Annotated in this window: 16 protein-coding genes; 5 read left to right on the forward strand and 11 right to left on the reverse strand. The window is 60.9% G+C overall.

Features of this window, described 5'->3' with window-relative positions; genetic code table 11:
* Positions 1-6: 6 nt before the first annotated feature.
* The 5 genes from pilQ to ACCQ08_RS11000 are packed head-to-tail and all read right to left on the reverse strand — an operon-like array spanning position 7 to position 5,035.
* A complete protein-coding gene (pilQ, locus tag ACCQ08_RS10980) occupies positions 7-2,124 on the reverse strand; it encodes a type IV pilus secretin PilQ (RefSeq protein WP_239810730.1) in 2,118 nt (705 codons plus the stop codon).
* Positions 2,121-2,666, reverse strand: coding sequence for a pilus assembly protein PilP (locus tag ACCQ08_RS10985; RefSeq protein ID WP_239810729.1), 546 nt, complete (start codon positions 2,664-2,666; stop codon positions 2,121-2,123). Before ACCQ08_RS10985 ends, pilQ begins: the two co-directional genes overlap by 4 nt.
* 7 nt (positions 2,667-2,673) lie before the next feature.
* On the reverse strand, positions 2,674-3,348 hold the full coding sequence (locus tag ACCQ08_RS10990) for a type 4a pilus biogenesis protein PilO (RefSeq protein ID WP_239810728.1): 675 nt from the start codon (positions 3,346-3,348) through the stop codon (positions 2,674-2,676).
* A gap of 8 nt (positions 3,349-3,356) precedes the next feature.
* Positions 3,357-3,959 (reverse strand): PilN domain-containing protein, encoded by a 603-nt coding sequence (locus ACCQ08_RS10995; protein WP_239810727.1) that lies wholly within the window; start codon positions 3,957-3,959, stop codon positions 3,357-3,359.
* Entirely contained in the window at positions 3,956-5,035 is a 1,080-nt protein-coding gene (locus ACCQ08_RS11000) for a pilus assembly protein PilM (protein ID WP_312529338.1), read from the reverse strand. The genes ACCQ08_RS10995 and ACCQ08_RS11000 overlap by 4 nt, the downstream gene beginning before the upstream one ends.
* A gap of 261 nt (positions 5,036-5,296) precedes the next feature.
* Here ACCQ08_RS11000 and ACCQ08_RS11005 point away from each other — a divergent pair, with 261 nt between their 5' ends.
* Positions 5,297-7,690, forward strand: a complete 2,394-nt coding sequence (locus ACCQ08_RS11005; RefSeq protein WP_239810726.1) for a penicillin-binding protein 1A — start codon at positions 5,297-5,299, stop codon at positions 7,688-7,690.
* A 69-nt stretch (positions 7,691-7,759) separates the two neighbouring features.
* Here ACCQ08_RS11005 and cyaY read toward each other — a convergent pair whose 3' ends face one another.
* The gene (cyaY, locus tag ACCQ08_RS11010; RefSeq protein WP_239810725.1) at positions 7,760-8,089 is read right to left on the reverse strand and encodes an iron donor protein CyaY; all 330 of its coding nucleotides are present in this window, start codon (positions 8,087-8,089) and stop codon (positions 7,760-7,762) included.
* Between the two features lie 12 nt (positions 8,090-8,101).
* On the opposite strand from cyaY, the gene ACCQ08_RS11015 reads away from it, so the two are divergent.
* Both ACCQ08_RS11015 and ACCQ08_RS11020 read left to right on the forward strand, forming a co-directional pair.
* Positions 8,102-8,320 carry a lipoprotein gene (locus tag ACCQ08_RS11015; protein ID WP_239810724.1) on the forward strand — a complete coding sequence of 73 codons (219 nt, stop codon included), beginning with the start codon at positions 8,102-8,104 and terminating at the stop codon, positions 8,318-8,320.
* A 117-nt stretch (positions 8,321-8,437) separates the two neighbouring features.
* On the forward strand, positions 8,438-9,247 hold the full coding sequence (locus ACCQ08_RS11020; protein WP_239810723.1) for an MBL fold metallo-hydrolase: 810 nt from the start codon (positions 8,438-8,440) through the stop codon (positions 9,245-9,247).
* A 16-nt stretch (positions 9,248-9,263) separates the two neighbouring features.
* Here ACCQ08_RS11020 and ccsB read toward each other — a convergent pair whose 3' ends face one another.
* The 3 genes from ccsB to ACCQ08_RS11035 all read right to left on the reverse strand — a co-directional run bounded on the left by ccsB (position 9,264) and on the right by ACCQ08_RS11035 (position 13,599).
* On the reverse strand, positions 9,264-10,637 hold the full coding sequence (gene ccsB / locus ACCQ08_RS11025) for a c-type cytochrome biogenesis protein CcsB (RefSeq protein ID WP_239810722.1): 1,374 nt from the start codon (positions 10,635-10,637) through the stop codon (positions 9,264-9,266).
* On the reverse strand, positions 10,634-12,769 hold the full coding sequence (locus ACCQ08_RS11030; protein ID WP_373449786.1) for a cytochrome c biogenesis protein ResB: 2,136 nt from the start codon (positions 12,767-12,769) through the stop codon (positions 10,634-10,636). Before ACCQ08_RS11030 ends, ccsB begins: the two co-directional genes overlap by 4 nt.
* A 197-nt stretch (positions 12,770-12,966) precedes the next feature.
* Entirely contained in the window at positions 12,967-13,599 is a 633-nt protein-coding gene (locus ACCQ08_RS11035; protein ID WP_312833763.1) for a c-type cytochrome, read from the reverse strand.
* Between the two features lie 83 nt (positions 13,600-13,682).
* Here ACCQ08_RS11035 and yihA point away from each other — a divergent pair, with 83 nt between their 5' ends.
* A complete protein-coding gene (gene yihA, locus ACCQ08_RS11040) occupies positions 13,683-14,417 on the forward strand; it encodes a ribosome biogenesis GTP-binding protein YihA/YsxC (RefSeq protein ID WP_312416648.1) in 735 nt (244 codons plus the stop codon).
* A 54-nt stretch (positions 14,418-14,471) separates the two neighbouring features.
* Here yihA and ACCQ08_RS11045 read toward each other — a convergent pair whose 3' ends face one another.
* Positions 14,472-15,341: a lysophospholipid acyltransferase family protein gene (locus ACCQ08_RS11045; RefSeq protein WP_373449787.1), complete on the reverse strand. Its 870-nt coding sequence runs from the start codon at positions 15,339-15,341 to the stop codon at positions 14,472-14,474.
* Positions 15,334-16,194 carry a lysophospholipid acyltransferase family protein gene (locus tag ACCQ08_RS11050; protein WP_369460403.1) on the reverse strand — a complete coding sequence of 287 codons (861 nt, stop codon included), beginning with the start codon at positions 16,192-16,194 and terminating at the stop codon, positions 15,334-15,336. The genes ACCQ08_RS11045 and ACCQ08_RS11050 overlap by 8 nt, the downstream gene beginning before the upstream one ends.
* Positions 16,195-16,326: 132 nt before the next feature.
* Here ACCQ08_RS11050 and metK point away from each other — a divergent pair, with 132 nt between their 5' ends.
* Positions 16,327-17,511, forward strand: a complete 1,185-nt coding sequence (gene metK / locus ACCQ08_RS11055; protein ID WP_021026133.1) for a methionine adenosyltransferase — start codon at positions 16,327-16,329, stop codon at positions 17,509-17,511.
* Positions 17,512-17,737: the final 226 nt, after the last annotated feature.

The raw sequence follows: 17,737 nt of genomic DNA on the forward strand, positions 1-17,737 counted from the left end.
TCTTAATTAACGCATTTCACCGCGGTCTGAAATCATCTTTGGCGTAATGAACACCAGCATTTCACGCTTTTCCGATTCGCGAACATTGCTCTTGAACAGATTGCCCAGCACTGGCACATCTCCCAACAAAGGAATCTTGTTGGTGGTGGATGTCTCTGAGAGCTCAAAAATACCGCCAATCACCACAGTGCCGCCATTTTCCACCAATACTTGGGTCTTGATGTGCTTGGTGTCGATCGCCGGGCCCGCCGTGGTATTCGCTCCTTGAGAATCCTTGGACACGTCCAAGTCAAGAATGATGCTGCCTTCTGGCGTGATCTGTGGCACAACTTCCAGCTTCAGCACTGCTTTTTTGAATTCCACCGTGGTTGCACCATTCTGGGCCGAGTTCTGGTAGGGGATTTCGGTACCTTGCTCAATCAATGCCTTGGTCTGGTCAGCCGTGATCAACCGCGGGCTCGAGACGATCTTGCCTTTGCCATCGGCCTCCATGGCCGACAGCTCCAACGCCAGAAATCGGTTTGCAGCCGAGTTGAAAATGGACAGTGCAAAAGAGCCACTGCCGCCACCTGTCGACAGGACTGCTGGCAGATTGACAAAGCTGCCGTTGGAGGTGTTGGTACCACCCATGCCCGTGGTTCCCACCGCATTGTCATAGCTGGTACCAAAGCCCACGCGGTTGCCACCACCAATGCTGTAGCCGCCATCACCACCGTTAGCGGCACGCATATCGCCGCCACCCAGGCGCACACCCAGCGCACGGCCAAAAGTGTCGCGTGCCTCAACAATGCGCGCCTCGATCAGCACCTGGCGCACGGGAATGTCCAGGGTCACCAGCAGGCGGCGCAGCTCTTCCAGCTTGGCGGGCACGTCGGTCACGAACAACTGGTTGGTACGAGGCTCAGCGATGGCCGAACCGCGTGCCGTCAGAAAGCGGCTTTGGGTGCCGCCTGTACCACCGCCGCTGCCTGAATTGGTGGTGATTTGCTTGAGCAGTTCGGTCGCCTTGGCGTAGTTGAGCTGGAAAGCCTGGGTCTGCAGCGGGACCTTCTCCTCCAGCTTGGCAACGGCATCGAAGTCTTTCTGGATGCGCTCATCAATCTCATCCTTGGGCGCGATCCACAGCACCGTGCCGGACTTGCGCATGCCCAGACCCTTAGCATCGAGAATGATCTGCAGCGCCTGGTCCCAGGGGACATCCTTCAGACGCAGGGTCAGCGCGCCGTTGACGGTGTCCGAAGTCACGATATTGAAGTTGGTGAAATCGGCGATCACTTGCAGCAGCGACCGCACTTCAATATTCTGGAAGCTCAGCGAGAGTTTCTCGCCCGTGAACGTGCCCGAGGAGCCCAGCTTGTTCGGATCGCTCTTGCGCTGGCGCACTTCGACGACAAACTGGTTGTCGCTCTGGTAGGCGCTGTGCTCCCATTCACCCGCGTTTTTCAGCTGCACAAACACGGTGCTGCCTGCCTGGCGGGCAGAGATCATGCCGACGGGCGTACCAAAATCGGCGACATCCAGCCGGCGACGCAGGGCCTCGGGCAACAAGGTGTGCTGCAGCTCCAACGTCAGTCCATCGCCTTGCTTGGAGATATTCACGCCCACCTTGTTGTTGGGCAACGTGATGACCAGCCGACCCGCACCATCGCTCCCCCGGCGGAAATCCAGATCTGACAGTGGCTGCGAATAATTGTTGCCGTCTTCGGCAAACTGCGTGTTTTGCGCCGCGGCGGTGGGCACAGCCTTCGCCGCAGGCTCCAGTGACACCAGCAAATCGCTGCCGCTGATCTCGGTTTTGTAGCTGGTGCTTTCCTTGAGATTCAGCACCACGCGGGCCTTGGTGTCCGTTTCCACAACATTCAACGAGCGCAGGTTGCCCTGGTTGAGCTCCACCCGGTTACTGGGCATGGCGCTTTTGAAACCCGGCAGGTCCAGCACCACGCGCGCAGGCGACTGGATGCTGAAGGTCTCGGGCAATACCAGAGGCGCACCTTCGGTCTCGATCTTGACCAGCTCGACGCCATCCCGCACCAGCGTCGACACCTTGTTGATACGCCCCTGCGCCAGCGCCCAGGATGGCAGCAGCATGGCCATCAGAGGGATTAATACGCTGAATTTCTTCATTTTTTGGCCTCCTGCAGCTCAAGCACTGCATCTCTCTCTATCCATTCACCCACACCATCTTGCACAATCTCCCGCAGGGTGACCGCGCTTTCGCTGATGCTTTTTATCTTCCCGTAGTTCTGGCCCAGGTACATGCCCTTGCTGACCTGGTAGATCAAGCCATCAGCCTTGACCAAGGCGACATCCAGTCCGCCCTTCTTCAAAAAACCCACCATGGAGATGGTGTCCAGCGGGAATGATTCGAGCTGCTCTTTGCGCCGCGCCCGTTCAGGCGCGACCAGGGCGTCAGAGATGGTCGCAGGCGCGTTGGCACTGCCACCCAGCAACGCAGCAAGACGCTCCTTGCTGAAAGGGTCGAGCGTCGTACTGGCCACATAGCCCTGAGGCACAAACTCCTTGGGCGCCGTGATGGGCTTGACCGAAGGCCGGGTGTTCGCCTGCTCCTGCTGCATCCACTGCTGCAGGTCATCGCCTTCGTCAGTACAGGCTGCCAACAGCGACACCGCCAACGCAGCGCCTATCCATTTAGACAAAGTATGCATATCCACCTTACTTCTTCGCGTTCTGCTTGGATTTCGCCGCTTGCTGCTCTTGGAGCTCTTGCGGATCCAGATAGCGGAAGGTTCTTGCGGTAGCGTTCAGCACCAACGTCGCACTTTCCTTGTTGGCGGGCGCCAGCGCAATGTTGTTCAAGGTCACGATGCGCGAGAGATTGGCGACGTCCGCCGCAAAAAAGCCAATATCGTGGTACCTGCCATTGACCTGCAAGGTGATTGGCAGCTCGGCGTAATAGTCCCGCACCACGGTCTGACCCGGTTTGAACAGGTCAAACTGCAGGCTGCGGCCAATACCGGCCTGGTTGATATCGGACAACAACGCAGCCATTTCCGCCTTGCTGGGCAATTGTTTTTCCAGCTGGGTCACGTACTGCAACACCTGCTCGCGCTGTTTGCGCAGCGCATCCAGATTGACCGCCTTGCGCAGACGTGTCTTGTAGTCTTCCTTGAGCTTGAGCTCTTCGGCCTGCGCCACAGACAGCTCGTCCTCAAAGCTGCTCAAATAGGCATACCAGCCCAAACCGATCACCAGTGCCGCAATAAACACCAACAAGACCGCGCGAGGAGCAGCCGGCCAGACAGAGGGGTCCTTGGGATCGAGGTTTTGAAACTGGCGCTGAAAGCCTTGCAGCGCCTCTCCCACTTGCATATTTTTTTTCGTTGCCATGGTCGCCTTTACTTTTTCAGCGCCTGCGCGTTGTGGGCCTGCTCCACATCACTGGAGCGCACCAAGCCGAAACGCAGGTTGAAGCCAGCGACCCGCTTTCTCTCACGGGTATTGATCTGTGTGGTCGTACCCACCACCTCGACCAGCTCAGGCTTGGACAGCCACGGCGTCTTGGTGGCCAGGCTGTTGAGCAATTCGGACACCCGCTCGTTGGATTGGGCAATGCCCTGGATCTGCACGGTCTGCTCTTGTTGCTTGAGGCTCTCGATGTAGACGCCGTCTGGCAATTGGAGCACCAGCTCATTGAGCAAATGGACAGGCAGGTTGCGATCGGACTGCAGATCTTCAACGGCCTTTTGCCGGGCCTTCAATGCAGCGATCTCCGCGTCGATCTTGGCAACGTCGGCAATCTTGACATCCAGTGCCTTGATCTCGCGCGTCAACAGCGCGTTGCGCTGGCCTTGCAGGTCGATCTTGTACTGGTAGAACATGTAGACGGCGCCGCAGACCAGCGCGCCGACCAGCGCAGCGGCCAGCATCGATGCCTGGAAACTTTCCTTGCGCTTCTTGCGCGCAGCTTCGCGGTGCGGAAGCAGATTGATCAAGATCATGCCGCATACCTCCGCAACGCCAGTCCACAGGCGGTGAGATAGGTCGTGAAGTCCTTGCTCTTGCTGCGCGTGCGCACTGCCGCATCCATCACCATGTCTTCAAACGGATTGGCAGCAGAGGCTGCAAAGCCGGTCGCATCGATCACTGCATCCGTCAGACCACTGAGCACCGCCGAGCCACCAGCCAGCAAGATATGGTCAATGCGGTTGTGGGGGGTGCTGGTGAAGAAAAACTGCAGGGCGCGGTTGATCTCCTGCCCGATGCTCTCGACAAAAGGCCGCAGCACCACCTGCTTGTAATCCGCAGGTAGGTCATTGCCGCGCTTCTTTTGCTCCGCTTCTTCTTGCGAGAAGCCATACTGGCGCATGATCATCTGCGTGAGCTGGCCGCCGTTGAAGGACTGGTCGCGCTCATAGATCACCTGGTTGTTGTGGATGATCTGCAGGAACGACGCACTGCCCCCAATCTCGAAAATGGCAATGAATGCATCCTTGCCCTTGCTGGGCATGTTGCCGATCAAACGCCGGGCAGCCAGCGCGGTGGCATTGGATTCGATCTCGAGCACCACGGGCTTGAGGCCTGCCGCTTCTGCCAGGCCTTGCCGGTCCTGCACCGTCTCTTTGCGTGCGGCCGCGATGAGAACATCGACATCACCTACCGAATTGGAGGACGGACCGATCACATAGAAGTCCAGGTTCACCTCGTCGAGGGAAAATGGTATGTATTGGTTAGCTTCTGATTCAACTTGAAACTCCATCTCGAGCTCTGACAGCCCCGATGGCAGCACGATTTTTTTCTGAATAACGGCAGAAAGCGGCAACGCCAGTGCCGCTTGCTTGGTGCGGGTGCCGCTTTTCTTGACCAAGCGGCGCAAGGAATCGGCCACTTCGTCAAAGCGCTCGATGCCCGACTCGGTCACCCAGCCTGGCTCCAGCAGCTCTTGCGCACAGCGTTCAACAATGAATTGACCGCTACCACTCCTCCCCAATTCAACCAACTTGATGCTCGACGCGCTCACATCTATCCCCAAGAGGCTAGGCGGCTGGCGTCGGAACAAAGATCCCATTGAGACCAAGATGGGCTCCTCCCTAATTTGCTCTATATTGAGCTACAAAACTTAACACCCCTTATGAATGCTATCAGCAAGATAGTCGCCCAGCAAAGAACCACCTGCTCGCCGCGCCGATTCGTTGTCAAAACAATACGATACAAGGGAAACATTGGACGCCGCATGACATTTGTCACAAGCTAAATCAAAACCGGCGCCAACGCCACGCGAAGCAGGCGCGTGATAGCATCCCCTGCTTATGCAAGCTCCCCTCGACGGTCTGACCCCATGAATCCAGACGCTCCGATCTCGCGCAGAACGCCTGAGAAACCTCCCAAGTCCCCCAAGCAGTCCAAGCCCTCGAGCTTTGCCACCAAAACGCTGAAGTTTTTTGGCTGGCTGCTGGCCTTGCTGGTCGCAGGTGCCATTGCCGGTGCTGCGGTCGTCGCCGTGGGCCTGGCCATGGCCTACCCCAACCTTCCTGATGTCTCGGAACTGGCCGACTACCGCCCCAAGCTGCCGATGCGGGTCTACTCCTCAGAAGGCGCCTTGTTGGGCGAGTTCGGTGAAGAACGCCGCAATTTGACGCCCATCAGCGAAATTCCGAAGGTGATGGTGGATGCCGTGCTGGCTATTGAGGACACGCGCTTCTTCGAGCACAGCGGTGTGGACTACAAGGGCATGGCGCGTGCCTTGCTCGCCAACCTGGGGCGTGAAAAGGCCCAGGGTGCATCGACGATCACGATGCAGGTAGCCCGCAATGTCTATCTATCATCTGAAAAAACCTATACCCGCAAGATATATGAAATCCTGCTGACCCTGAAGCTTGAGCACACCTTGAGCAAGAATCAGATTCTGGAAATCTATATGAACCAGATCTATCTGGGCAACCGCGCCTATGGCTTCTCCGCCGCATCGGAGACCTACTTCGGCAAGCCGCTCAAGGATGTGACCGTGGCCGAAGCAGCGATGCTGGCAGGCCTGCCCAAGGCGCCGTCAGCCTACAACCCGATCAGCAACCCCAAGCGCGCCCGCATTCGCCAGCTCTACATCATCGACCGGATGGAAGAAAACCGGTTCATCACGCCGGCCCAGGCCAGCCAGGCACGCGAGGAGCCGCTCAAGATCCGCTCCAGTTATGCAGACAACCGGGTGCATGCGGAGTATGTGGCCGAGATGGCGCGCCAGCTGATCTTTGCGCAGTATGGCAACGAAGCCTACACCCGTGGCCTCAATGTCTACACCACGCTGATCGCCAGCGACCAGGAAACTGCCTATGACGCGCTGCGCAAGGGCATCATGGACTATGAAAAGCGCCAGCACTATCGCGGTCCGGAGAAATTCATCACCTTGCCCGCAGCAGGCCAGGAGCGCGACGAGGCGATCGACGAGGTGCTCGCCCAGCACCCGGACAATGGCAACATTCTCTCTGCCGTCGTGCTGGAAGCCGCACCGCGCAAGGTTGTGGTGATCCGCGCCGATGGTGATCCGATCGAGATCACCGGTGAGGGCCTCAAGCCGGTGCAATCCGGTCTGAGCGACAAGGCGCCACCCAACACCAAGCTGCGCCCCGGCGCTGTGGTGCGCATCATGGAAACCGCCAAGAAAACCTGGGAGCTGACCCAGCTGCCCGAGGTCGAAGGCGCGTTCGTCTCTCTCGATCCGCGCAGCGGTGCCATCAAGGCACTGGTCGGTGGCTTCGATTTCGACAAGAACAAGTTCAACCACGTGACCCAGGCATGGCGCCAGCCGGGCTCCAGCTTCAAGCCCTTTATCTATTCTGCAGCGCTGGAAAAAGGTTTTTCGCCCACGACCGTGATCAATGACGCTCCTCTGAGCTTCCCCGGATCGGCAGGGCAACAGCCCTGGGAGCCCAAAAATTCTGATGGGCGCTTCGATGGCCCCATGACGATGCGCCAGGCGTTGGCCCGCTCCAAAAACCTGGTGACCATCCGCGTGATGCAGTCGGTGGGCCCGAAAAAAGCCCAGGAATGGGTCACGAAGTTCGGCTTTGATGCGGACAAGCAGCCCCCCTACCTGCCCATGGCGCTGGGCGCCGGCTCGGTCACACCGATGCAGATGGTGGCTGCCTATTCGGTATTTGCCAATGGCGGGCACCGGGTCAATCCTTATCTGATTGCCAAAATCACCGACCACCGGGGCAATGTGCTGTCCGAATTCACGCCGCCCGCTACCGATGACCTGCCCCGCGCCATTGATGCCCGCAATGCGTTCGTGATGGACTCGCTGCTGCAGGACGTTGCCCGCTACGGAACGGCTGCCAAGGCCCAGGCCCAACTCAAGCGTCCCGACATCTATGGCAAGACCGGTACCACCAATGATTCGGTGGACGCGTGGTTTGCGGGCTTCCAGCCCACCAATGCGGCCGTTGTCTGGATGGGATATGACAACCCCCGCAGTCTGGGTGCGCGCGAATATGGTGGGGGCCTCAGTCTGCCCATCTGGATCAACTACATGCAGCACGCGCTCAAGGATGTGCCGGTGGCCAAGATGACGCCTCCCAGCGGACTGGTCAACGTCGGCGGTGACTGGCTCTACGAAGAGTACGCCCGCAGCGCGCCCAATCTGGGACTGGACTCGCCGGCGCCTACCGCCGACACCATGGTGCCGCCACCGAACGCTGACGAGCGCAACAAGATTCTGGACCTGTTCCGCAACTGACGCAGCAGCACCCAGCCACCAGGCCAGTCCGTATCGCTACGAACTGGCCTTTTTTGCGGGCGATCCGCTTCAGGCCTTGAAGACCAGCGGCAGACCTGACTGGACTGCGGCATCGCGCGTCAGGTCGGCGAAGAAGTCGTTACCGGTCTTGGTATCGCGCCACACGCTGCCGTCCCATTTGTAGTGGTAGCCGCCGGATTTGGCCGCCAGCCATACCTCATGCAGCGGAGGCTGCAGGTTGATGATGATCTGGCTGCGGTTGGCAAAGACCAGGGTCAGCAGACCGCCCACGCGCTGGGCGTCGATATCGGCATCGGTCTCATCATTGATGCGGTCGCAGGTCTGTTCAACCGCCAGCAAGAGTTTTTCCGCGGCATCCAGGTATTCGAGTTCGTTCATTACAATGCTTCAATGTGGAGTATTTACCAAATTGTATGCAGGACCTTTGTCCTTGCCACCGGTGCGGCACTATTGGCAGCTTGTGGCCAGCGTGGGCCTCTGTACCTGCCGACCGAGCCTGCAGCAGCCAACCGGGCGACCTTGCCGCAGACGCTGGACCCCAGTGCACCGGACCGGCCTGAGCCCCAGTTGCAGCCGTCCCCGGTGATGCAGGCCCCTGCCAGGCCCTGATGAAAGCGGCGGCGGCAATCCAGCCCACCCCGCCTGCATCCTTGATCCACCTCAAGGTCCAACCCACTACACCCCGTTACAGTCACGCCCGTTGCAATTGATATGTGGGCGGAAGAGATGGCGTTGGAACCTGTGGAACTGTACCGTGACGAGCAGCATGCTTGTCTGATGTTCACCGATCTGGTGGAAGAGGATGCGCAGGCCGTGCAGGCCAACCAGTTCCTGATTGTCGACCATGGCACCGGCGCCATCATCGACCCGGGCGGCAACCTCGCCTTCAATGAGCTGTATATGGGCATGGTGCGCTATTTCTCGCCGCACAAGCTGTCCTACCTGATCGCATCGCATGCCGACCCGGACATCATCGCCTCGCTGGACCGCTGGCTCACCTCCACCCGTGCGTCCTTGGTGATCTCCCGCGTCTGGGAGCGCTTTGTGCCGCATTTCACCAAGGTCGGCAAGACGGAAAACCGGGTCATTCCCGTGCAGGACCCCGGTGGCATTCTGCCGCTGGGCCAGAGCCAGTTGCACATCCTGCCCGCGCATTTTCTGCACGCGGAAGGCAATTTCCACTTCTACGACCCGATCAGCCGCATCCTGTTCACCGGCGATCTGGGGGTCTCGATGACCGATGGCTATATCGCCCGCACGCCGGTGACGGACCTGGCCCCCCACATTCCCCGCATGGAGGGCTTTCACCGGCGCTACATGGTGTCCAACAAGGTGCTGCGCCTGTGGGTGGCCATGGCGCGCCAGTTGGATATTTCATTGATCGTGCCTCAGCACGGCGCACCCATCATGGGCCCGGCCATCGCCCAGTTCTTTGACTGGCTCGACCACCTGATGTGCGGGGTCGATCTGATGGACAACCAGAACTACACCCTGCCCCAGCAGGCGATCTCGCCGCAGCCGCAACGCCCGCAGTAAGCCTGGCCCGTACCGCTTACAGCGTACCGTAGCTGTGCAAGCCGGACAGGAACATGTTCACCCCCAGGAAGGCAAAGGTCGTCACCACCAGGCCCACCAGCGCCCACCAGGCCGAGACTGCACCGCGCAGGCCCTTGACCAGGCGCATGTGGAGCCAGGCAGCATAGTTCAGCCAGACGATCAGCGCCCAGGTCTCCTTGGGGTCCCAGCTCCAGTAACCGCCCCAGGCCTCGGCCGCCCACAGCGCCCCCAGCACGGTGGCAATCGTGAAGAACGCAAAGCCCACGGCGATCGCCTTGTACATCAGGTCATCCATGATCTGCAGGCGCGGCGTGCCCCGGTTGATCCAGTGGCGCAACCCGATCATCAGCGCAAAGAACAGCTCCAGCGGCAAGGCCATGCGCAAGGTCTTGTCGAGCGAGGGGTAGAGGCTTTCATCACCCCAGACACGGAAGGCCGCCAGCGGCAGCACCAGCACCAGCATGGGCACGAGCACCAGGCCGATCCACAGCGCCCGCTGCGTGGCCGCCTTCAGCAGATAGGCCAGTGCCACCATCGCAGCCAGCGCAAAGGTGCCGTAGCCGACAAAATTGGCCGGCACATGCAGCTTCATCCACCAGCTTTGCAGCGCGGGCACCAGTGGCTGGATCTCATGGGCCTGGCGGGCCACCGTGTACCACAGCAGAAATCCGACCGAGGCACTGACCACCAGCATCACAAAGCCGCCCAGCGCCCGCGTCTGGTAATGCGCTTCGAAGTAGAGGTAGAAAAGTGCCGTCATCCAGGCAAACAGCACAAACACCTCATAGAGATTGCTGACAGGGATATGGCCGATGTCCGGCCCCATCAGGTAGCTCTCATACCAGCGCGCCATCGTGCCCACCAAGGCCATCACGATGGCCAGCCAGGTCAGGCGGCTGCCCACCGTCGTCAGTGTCGATCCTTCGCCCTTGGAGAGCAGTCCGATCCAGTAAAAGACCGTGCTCATGAAGAACAGCACGCTCATCCATAGAATGGCCGACTGGCTGGACAGGAAGTACTTGAGCCCAAACACCGTTTCCGAGCGCGCGATCTGCCCTGCGCCATCGACCCGGTACAGGCCAATAGCCAGCAGTGACAGCGCAGCCACCACCACCATCAACAGCTGCAAGGGCCGCCAGAACCAGCCCAGCCAGATGAAAAACGGCACCGATGCGATCAGGATGCCTTTTTCATAGCCATCCATATGGTGGCCATACAAAAACAGCGCAAAACCGCCGCCCACTGCCAGGGCCAACGCAAACAGCCAGTCCCACACCGACCGGCTGCTGAAGTAGCCGGGGCTCAGTTGCACCGTTTGGACCACGGTGCCCGCCTGGGCAGGCGGCAGATGGGTGGAAGCAGTATTCATCGTTGTTCTCCGCTGGGGCTGGTGCCCAGAAGCTTGTGGCTCAGGCCTTCAAAATCACGGTCCACATCCAGGGTCCGGCGGTTGGTCGACAACGCCATGCGCGCGTCCGAACTGCCATCGGCACGTGGCGCCAGCCAGACCCACAGGCGCCGGTCGCGCACATACAGCATCGCAAACACCCCCAGAATCAGGAACAGGCAACCCAGGTACACGACCAGCTTACCCGGGGCCTTGGCCACCTGAAAGACGCTCGCCTGCACCTGGTCAAACTGGGTCAGCTCAAACACCAGCGGCTCCGGGTACAGCAGTGCGTCGCTGAGCGACAGCACCGACTGGGTCATGAAGCGCTGCGTCTGCGCATTGGGCTCCAGCGGTGCCAGGCCTTCGTCAGCCCGCGCCACCTGCATCAGCTCAAACAGCACACCGTTCAAGATGCGCACCAGCACCTCTCCGGCCTTGGCGCGTTCGCCTTCGGGCACATTTTGCTCCATGAAGGCCGAAATCGCCTGCAAGCCGGTGACGCTGCTCGCGCCTGTCTGGCCATCGCCAGCAAAAATCACCAGCGCTTTCAGGGCCGAGGCATACAGTTGCTCGCGCAACGCCGGGCGGCCTGCTTCGACGGCGCCCTCCACATACTGCTGCACGGCCCGCTCGCGCATCGCCGGCGTTTGCAGTGCCGCCTTCAGGCGCAAAAATCCCCGGTAGCTCGATTGCTCATCGGCGGGAATACGCAGATAGCGGAACTGGTCCGCCAAGGTTTCACGCACACCCCACAGGTACACCGGCTGGCCATCCCCCATGTCAACGGGCAGCATGTAGTTGTTGAACTCGCGCGCCTGGCCGGCGGCGTCGCGCAGCTTGTAGCTGACGCTGGGACCCACATTGCGCAGGTCGCGCGGCGTGGTTACCTTGTTGCCGGCGCCCAGGTGGTTGTCCAGGCTGGATCTCAAATCCACCTTGCGCACATCGGTGCCGCCTTGCACTGCATCGCCCGGGTTGGCGCCCATGTTCTCCACATTGATGGTGCGCAGGCCGGTGAACTCCATCTCCAGCGGCGCCTGCCCCTCTCCCATCGTGATCTGCGTGGACGCCCCCACCTCACCCTTGACCTCAAAGCTCTTCATGCCGGGCACCAGCGGCACTGCGCGCAGTTGCAGGCGCGATCCGCCGTCTTCAAAGCTCGATTGGTAGATCTCGATGCCCTGGTAGCTGGCGGGATGGTTCACCTCGATGCGCTTTTCGACCGAGGCCCCCGTTTCCTTGTCATGCAGCACCACTTCGCTGGCGAACAGCCGGGGCATACCGGTCGAGTAGTACTCGACAATGAATTTCTTCAGCTCCACCGAAAACGGCAGATCCTGCAGCAGGATGCCATCCGACTGGTTGAGGATGGCCGTGCCCGATTGTGCGCCTTCGGCCACGATCAGATTGCCCCGGAACGTCGGGTTGCGGACGGACAGCCGGTGCTGCTCGGGCACATCGGCGATCATGCCGCTGCCGCTGAAGGTGGTCTTGCCCCCCAGCAACATTTGCGCGCGCACCATCAAATCACCATCGAGCAGGCCGCCCAGGCAAATCAGCACGATGGCGCTGTGCGCTGCCAGGTAGCCTATCTTGTGGGCAGCACCGGCCTTGGCCGCCACCATCCAGCCATCGCTGCGCTCTTGCAAGCGCACCTTCCAGCCACTGCCGGCCAGTTGCGCCCCCACCCGCTGCGCTGCTTGCGCCGGGGTCTCTGCCAGATGGGCGCTGGCCTGGTGGTGGAAGGCCTGCAGGCTTTGCACCCGCAGATTCTCTTTGTAGTGGCGCAAATCAGCCAGGTATTTAGGCGCATGCTTGGCAATGCACAGGCTGGTGCTGGTCACCAAGAACGCCAGAATCAGCAGGAACCACCAGGCGCTGTAGACGGCATTGAGCTTGAGCACGAGAAACAGCTGTGCCCAGAAAGGACCGAACTGGTTGACATAGTTGACGGACGGCTCATGCTGGCGCAGTACGGTGCCAATGACCGAGGCAATGCAGATGATCGACAGCAGCGCAATCGCAAAGCGCATCGACGACAGCATCTCATAGACAGCCCGAGGGGCCAATTGGGGCTGCAGTTGCGCTGGCGGGCGAGAAGATTCAGACATGGTACGACGCTATCGGTGAAAAGCAGGGGCAGGACCGCTGCTGCGCTGCCAGTCCGCACACCATGGAGTCACCACCCGGGTACAAGTTCGCAGAACGCGTAAGTTTAGTAGGCCCACCTAGGGATAGCCCGAAGGTCCGGAAAATGCCCCGCAGCGCCATCAATGTGTTGGCGCGGACACAAGCCCCCAGAAAAAGCCTAACGCAAGCCCGCAATATAGTCTGACACTGCCTTGATTTCCTTGTCGTTCATCTTGGCGGTGACCCCCGTCATCTGCAAGCTGTTGCCACGCTTGCCATCGCGGAAATCATGCAAGGTCTTGCTGACGTAATCGGCGTTCTGGCCTGCCAGGCGCGGGTACTGGGCCGGAATGCCAGCCCCATTGGGGCTGTGGCAGCCCGCGCAGGCAGCAATCTGGCGGTCAGGCACACCGCCGCGGTAGATGCGCTCGCCCAACGCAACGGCCTCCTTATCCTTGGCAAAACCCAGCTTGCCGGGTTTGCTGGCCAGCCAGGCGGAGATGTTGAGCATGTCCGCATCCGACAGACCTGCGACCATGCCCTGCATCACCGGGTCCTTGCGCTTGCCGGATTTGAACTCCTGCAGCTGCTTGAGCAGGTACTCGGGATGCTGCTGCGACAGTTTGGGGTTGATGGCAATGGAGGCGTTGCCATCGGCATTGTGGCAGGCCACGCAGACGGCGGTGTAGCTGGCCTCCCCTTTGACCAGGTCTGGCTTGGGCGACCGGTTGGGCGTCTCGGACGCCGCATACACAGAAACGGAACAGAAAGCCAGTACAGCCGTTGTCAGCAAAGGGGCGAGCAACTTCATATCGTGGGTCTTTGTCTGGTTTATGGGTATAAGGCCAAAGCGGCCAGATTCTACAATGATGCCTTAGATAGACTCGAACGCACATGACGACAACACCTAGTACCCCCCAAGCCGTTGCAGACACGCCAAGCCCAGGCATCGATGGCAAGGCGGCTATGGGCTGGATGCACACCGCCCGCTTCTTCACCACCGCTGCGCAATTGCACCAATTGCCTGTCGTCGATGTGCCCGAGTTCGCCTTTGTGGGCCGCTCCAATGCCGGCAAGTCCACGTCGATCAACACGCTGACCCAGCAGAACCAGCTGGCCTTTGCGTCGAAAAAGCCCGGCCGCACCCAGCACATCAACCTGTTTTCGCTGGGCAAGAAAGGCGTCATGGATGCCGTGCTGGCCGACCTGCCCGGTTACGGCTATGCGGCCGTCTCACGCGAGGACAAGAAACGCTGGCAGCAGGTCATGGTGAACTACCTGGTCAGCCGCCCCAGCCTGACCGGCATTGTGCTGCTCTGCGACCCGCGCCTGGGCCTGACCGAGCTCGACGAAGCGCTGCTCGACATCATCCGCCCCCGGGTGGAGCAGGGCCTCAAGTTCTTGATTTTGCTCACCAAGGCCGACAAGCTGACCCGCGTCGAGCAGGCCAAGATCCTGTCCATCACCAAGCTCAATGCCGGTGGTGGCGAGGTGATGCTGTTCAGCGCGCTGAAAAAGCAGAATGTGGACAAGGTGGCCCAGCTGCTGTGGCAGTGGTCGCACCCGGAAGGGCTGGCCAGCCCCGAGGCCGCTGCTGCAGCGCCAGAGGCCCCTGCGGACGATCAATAAGCCAAACGCCCGCCAAGGCGCAACACAACCAAGGCCCGAAAGGGCCTTGGTTGTTTATGCATAGAGCGAGGGCTCGCCTTCCGGCCGGGTCTTGAAGCGCTTGTGCACCCAGTAGTACTGGGGCACCATGGTGCGGATCTGGGCTTCGAGCTCACGGTTCTGGCGCGTGGTGTCAGCCACCACATCGTCGCTGGGAAAGTCCTGCCAGGCCGGCGAGATGGTGACCTCGTAGCCCTGGGGCGTCAGCCGGGTGTACATGCCGATCACCTTGGCCTTGCCCAGCCGCGCAAAGCGCGACAGCGACGGAATGGTCGCGGCCACCTGGCCGAAATAGGGCACGAACAGCGAGTCATTCGGGCCGAAGTCCATGTCCGGCAGGAGGTACAACAACCCATGGTCCTTGCGCAGGCTGGCAATGATGGGCTTGATGCCATCGTCGCGGTTGAGCATGCGCACATCGCCAAAGCGCTGGCGGCCCTTGCGGACCCAGGCATCGACATCGGCATTGGGCTGGGTCGAGAAGATGCTGGTGAAGGGCCGGTTGCAGTGGATGGTGAGCGCCGTGCCCCCGGCATCCATGCTGTAGAAGTGCGGCGCAAAGATGATGGTCGGCGTATCGCCTTCCAGCTCCTGCAGCGCGCCCGTCATGCGGGTGCGTTTCTCCAAGGTCTTTTGCGGCGCGAACCACAGCCAGCTGCGGTCCAGCCAGGTTTGGCAGAACACCACAAAACTCTGCTTGGCCCAGTCCCGCCGCTGCGCGGCAGTGGTCTCGGGAAAGCACAGCTCGAGGTTGCGCAGCGCAATGCGGCGGCGCGATGGCACCAGATAGAACAGCACGCGCCCCATCAACCAGCCTAGGCCGCGCAACACCGACAAAGGCAGGTGCGACATCAGCCACATCCAACCGATAAACAACTTACCCATGCTTTTGACCTTCCGAGGGAGCGGCAGCCTGACTGCGCGGCTGCTTGTAGCGCGCATAGCCCCACAGGTACTGCTCGGGGCTCTCGCGGATCAGACGCTCCATTTCCTGGTTGATCTGCAGCACGGCGGCTTCGGCCTCCTGGGCCAGCGGGGCCTGCAGGCCGCGCACATACAGATCAAAGCCCCGGCCCAGAGGCCGGCGCACACAGCGCGCCAATATAACAGCCGCACCGGTCTGCTGGGCCAACTTGGCGGCCAAGGTCATCGAGTAAGCCGGCTTGCCAAAAAACGGCACCCACATGCCCTGGCCGTCGGGCGGTACCTGGTCAGGCAGCAGACCCACGCTATGGCCTTGGCGCAAGGCCTTGATCATTTGCCGCACCCCCGCCATCGTCGTCGGTGCCGAGGCCAGGCCAGGACGCGCGCGCGCCGTCTCCATCAGCTTGGCCAACCAGGTCTGGCGCGCCGGGCGGTAGAGCACGGTGATGGGGCCATGCACCACGCCCCAGCGCCGTGCCATGTACTGGGCCGAGAGCTCAAAGCAGCCCATGTGCGGGGTCAAGAACACAATGCCCTTGCCATCGGCCAGTGCCTGCTCGATCACTTCGGCGCCATGGATGTCACAGGGCAGCGGCGCGCCAAACCACAGGCGCGGCACCTCGGCCACCATGCGGCCGGCATGGGCCACCGCTTTTTTCACATCGGCAAAGCGGTAGCCTGCCTGCCGGGCATTGGCCACAAAGCGCCGGCGGTAGGTGGGGGAGGCGGCAAAGGTGAGCCAGCCCAGGACAGCGCCCAGGCCATGCAATAGCCACAACGGCAGCGCAGCAAACAGTCGAAACAAGAATGGCATTAGAATATGTCGGTCGCTGAGTTAAAGAGCAACTTGCAGGGCGACGTTAAAAACAAACTGCTAAAGCGTTCGCCAGGCTCCCTCAAGGCTCGGGCAACGCAATTGCCAAAGCTTTGAAGGAGTTTTTTGTTTATGGCAAACAGCGATTTTCTGTTCACCTCGGAATCGGTATCCGAAGGCCACCCCGATAAAGTAGCCGACCAGATCTCTGATGCGATTTTGGACGCTATTTTCACCCAAGATCCGCACAGCCGCGTGGCTGCCGAGACACTGACCAACACCGGTTTGGTGGTATTGGCAGGCGAAATCACCACCGGCGCCAACGTGGACTACATCCAGGTGGCCCGCGACACCATCAAGCGCATCGGCTACGACAACACCGACTACGGCATCGACTACAAGGGTTGCGCCGTGCTGGTGGCCTATGACAAGCAGAGCCAGGACATCGCCCAGGGTGTGGACAAGGCCAGCGATGATGAACTGAACACCGGTGCTGGCGACCAGGGCCTGATGTTCGGCTATGCCTGCGACGAAACGCCCGAGCTGATGCCCGCGCCGATCTACTATGCACACCGTCTGGTCGAGCGCCAGGCCCAGCTGCGCAAGGATGGCCGTCTGCCTTTCCTGCGCCCTGACGCCAAGAGCCAGGTCACCATGCGCTATGTGGATGGCAAGCCCCACAGCATCGACACCGTGGTGCTGTCCACCCAGCACAGCCCCGACCAGTCGGAAACCGCTACCAAGATGAAGGCCAGCTTCACCGAAGCCATCATCGAAGAGATCATCAAGCCCGTGCTGCCATCCGAATGGCTGCAGGACACCAAGTACCTGATCAACCCCACCGGCCGTTTCGTCGTGGGCGGCCCGCAGGGCGACTGTGGCCTCACCGGCCGCAAGATCATTGTGGACACCTACGGCGGTGCTTGCCCCCACGGCGGCGGCGCCTTCTCCGGCAAGGATCCCACGAAGGTGGACCGCTCTGCCGCCTACGCTGCCCGCTACGTCGCCAAGAACGTCGTCGCTGCCGGTCTGGCGCGCCAGTGCCAGGTGCAGGTGGCCTACGCGATCGGCGTGGCCCGCCCGATGAACATCACCGTCTACACCGAAGGCACCGGCGTGATCCCCGATGCCGACATCGCCAAGCTGGTGGCCGCGCACTTCGACCTGCGTCCCAAAGGCATCATCCAGATGCTGGACCTGCTGCGCCCGATCTACAGCAAGACGGCGGCGTATGGCCACTTTGGCCGTGAGGAGCCGGAGTTCACTTGGGAAAGAACCGACAAGGCAGCAGTGCTGCGCGCTGCTGCGGGCCTGTAAGGCCCCGAGCGCAGCGAGTTTGTCGGTTCTTCGGCGCAGGCTCACATCGCTTGCGATGTGAAGGGCCGCCAGGCCCGGCCGAAGCCAAAGACCGCTGACAGCCAGCAGTGCTGCGCGCTGCTGCGGGCCTGTAAGGCCCCCGAGCGCAGCGCGTTTGTCGGTTCTTCGGCACAGGCTCACATCGCTTGCGATGTGAAGGGCCGCCAGGCCCGGCCGAAGCCAAAGA

It is taken from the genome of Comamonas sp. SY3, from assembly GCF_041730275.1.
In the GTDB taxonomy this organism is placed as follows: domain Bacteria; phylum Pseudomonadota; class Gammaproteobacteria; order Burkholderiales; family Burkholderiaceae_C; genus Comamonas; species Comamonas sediminis.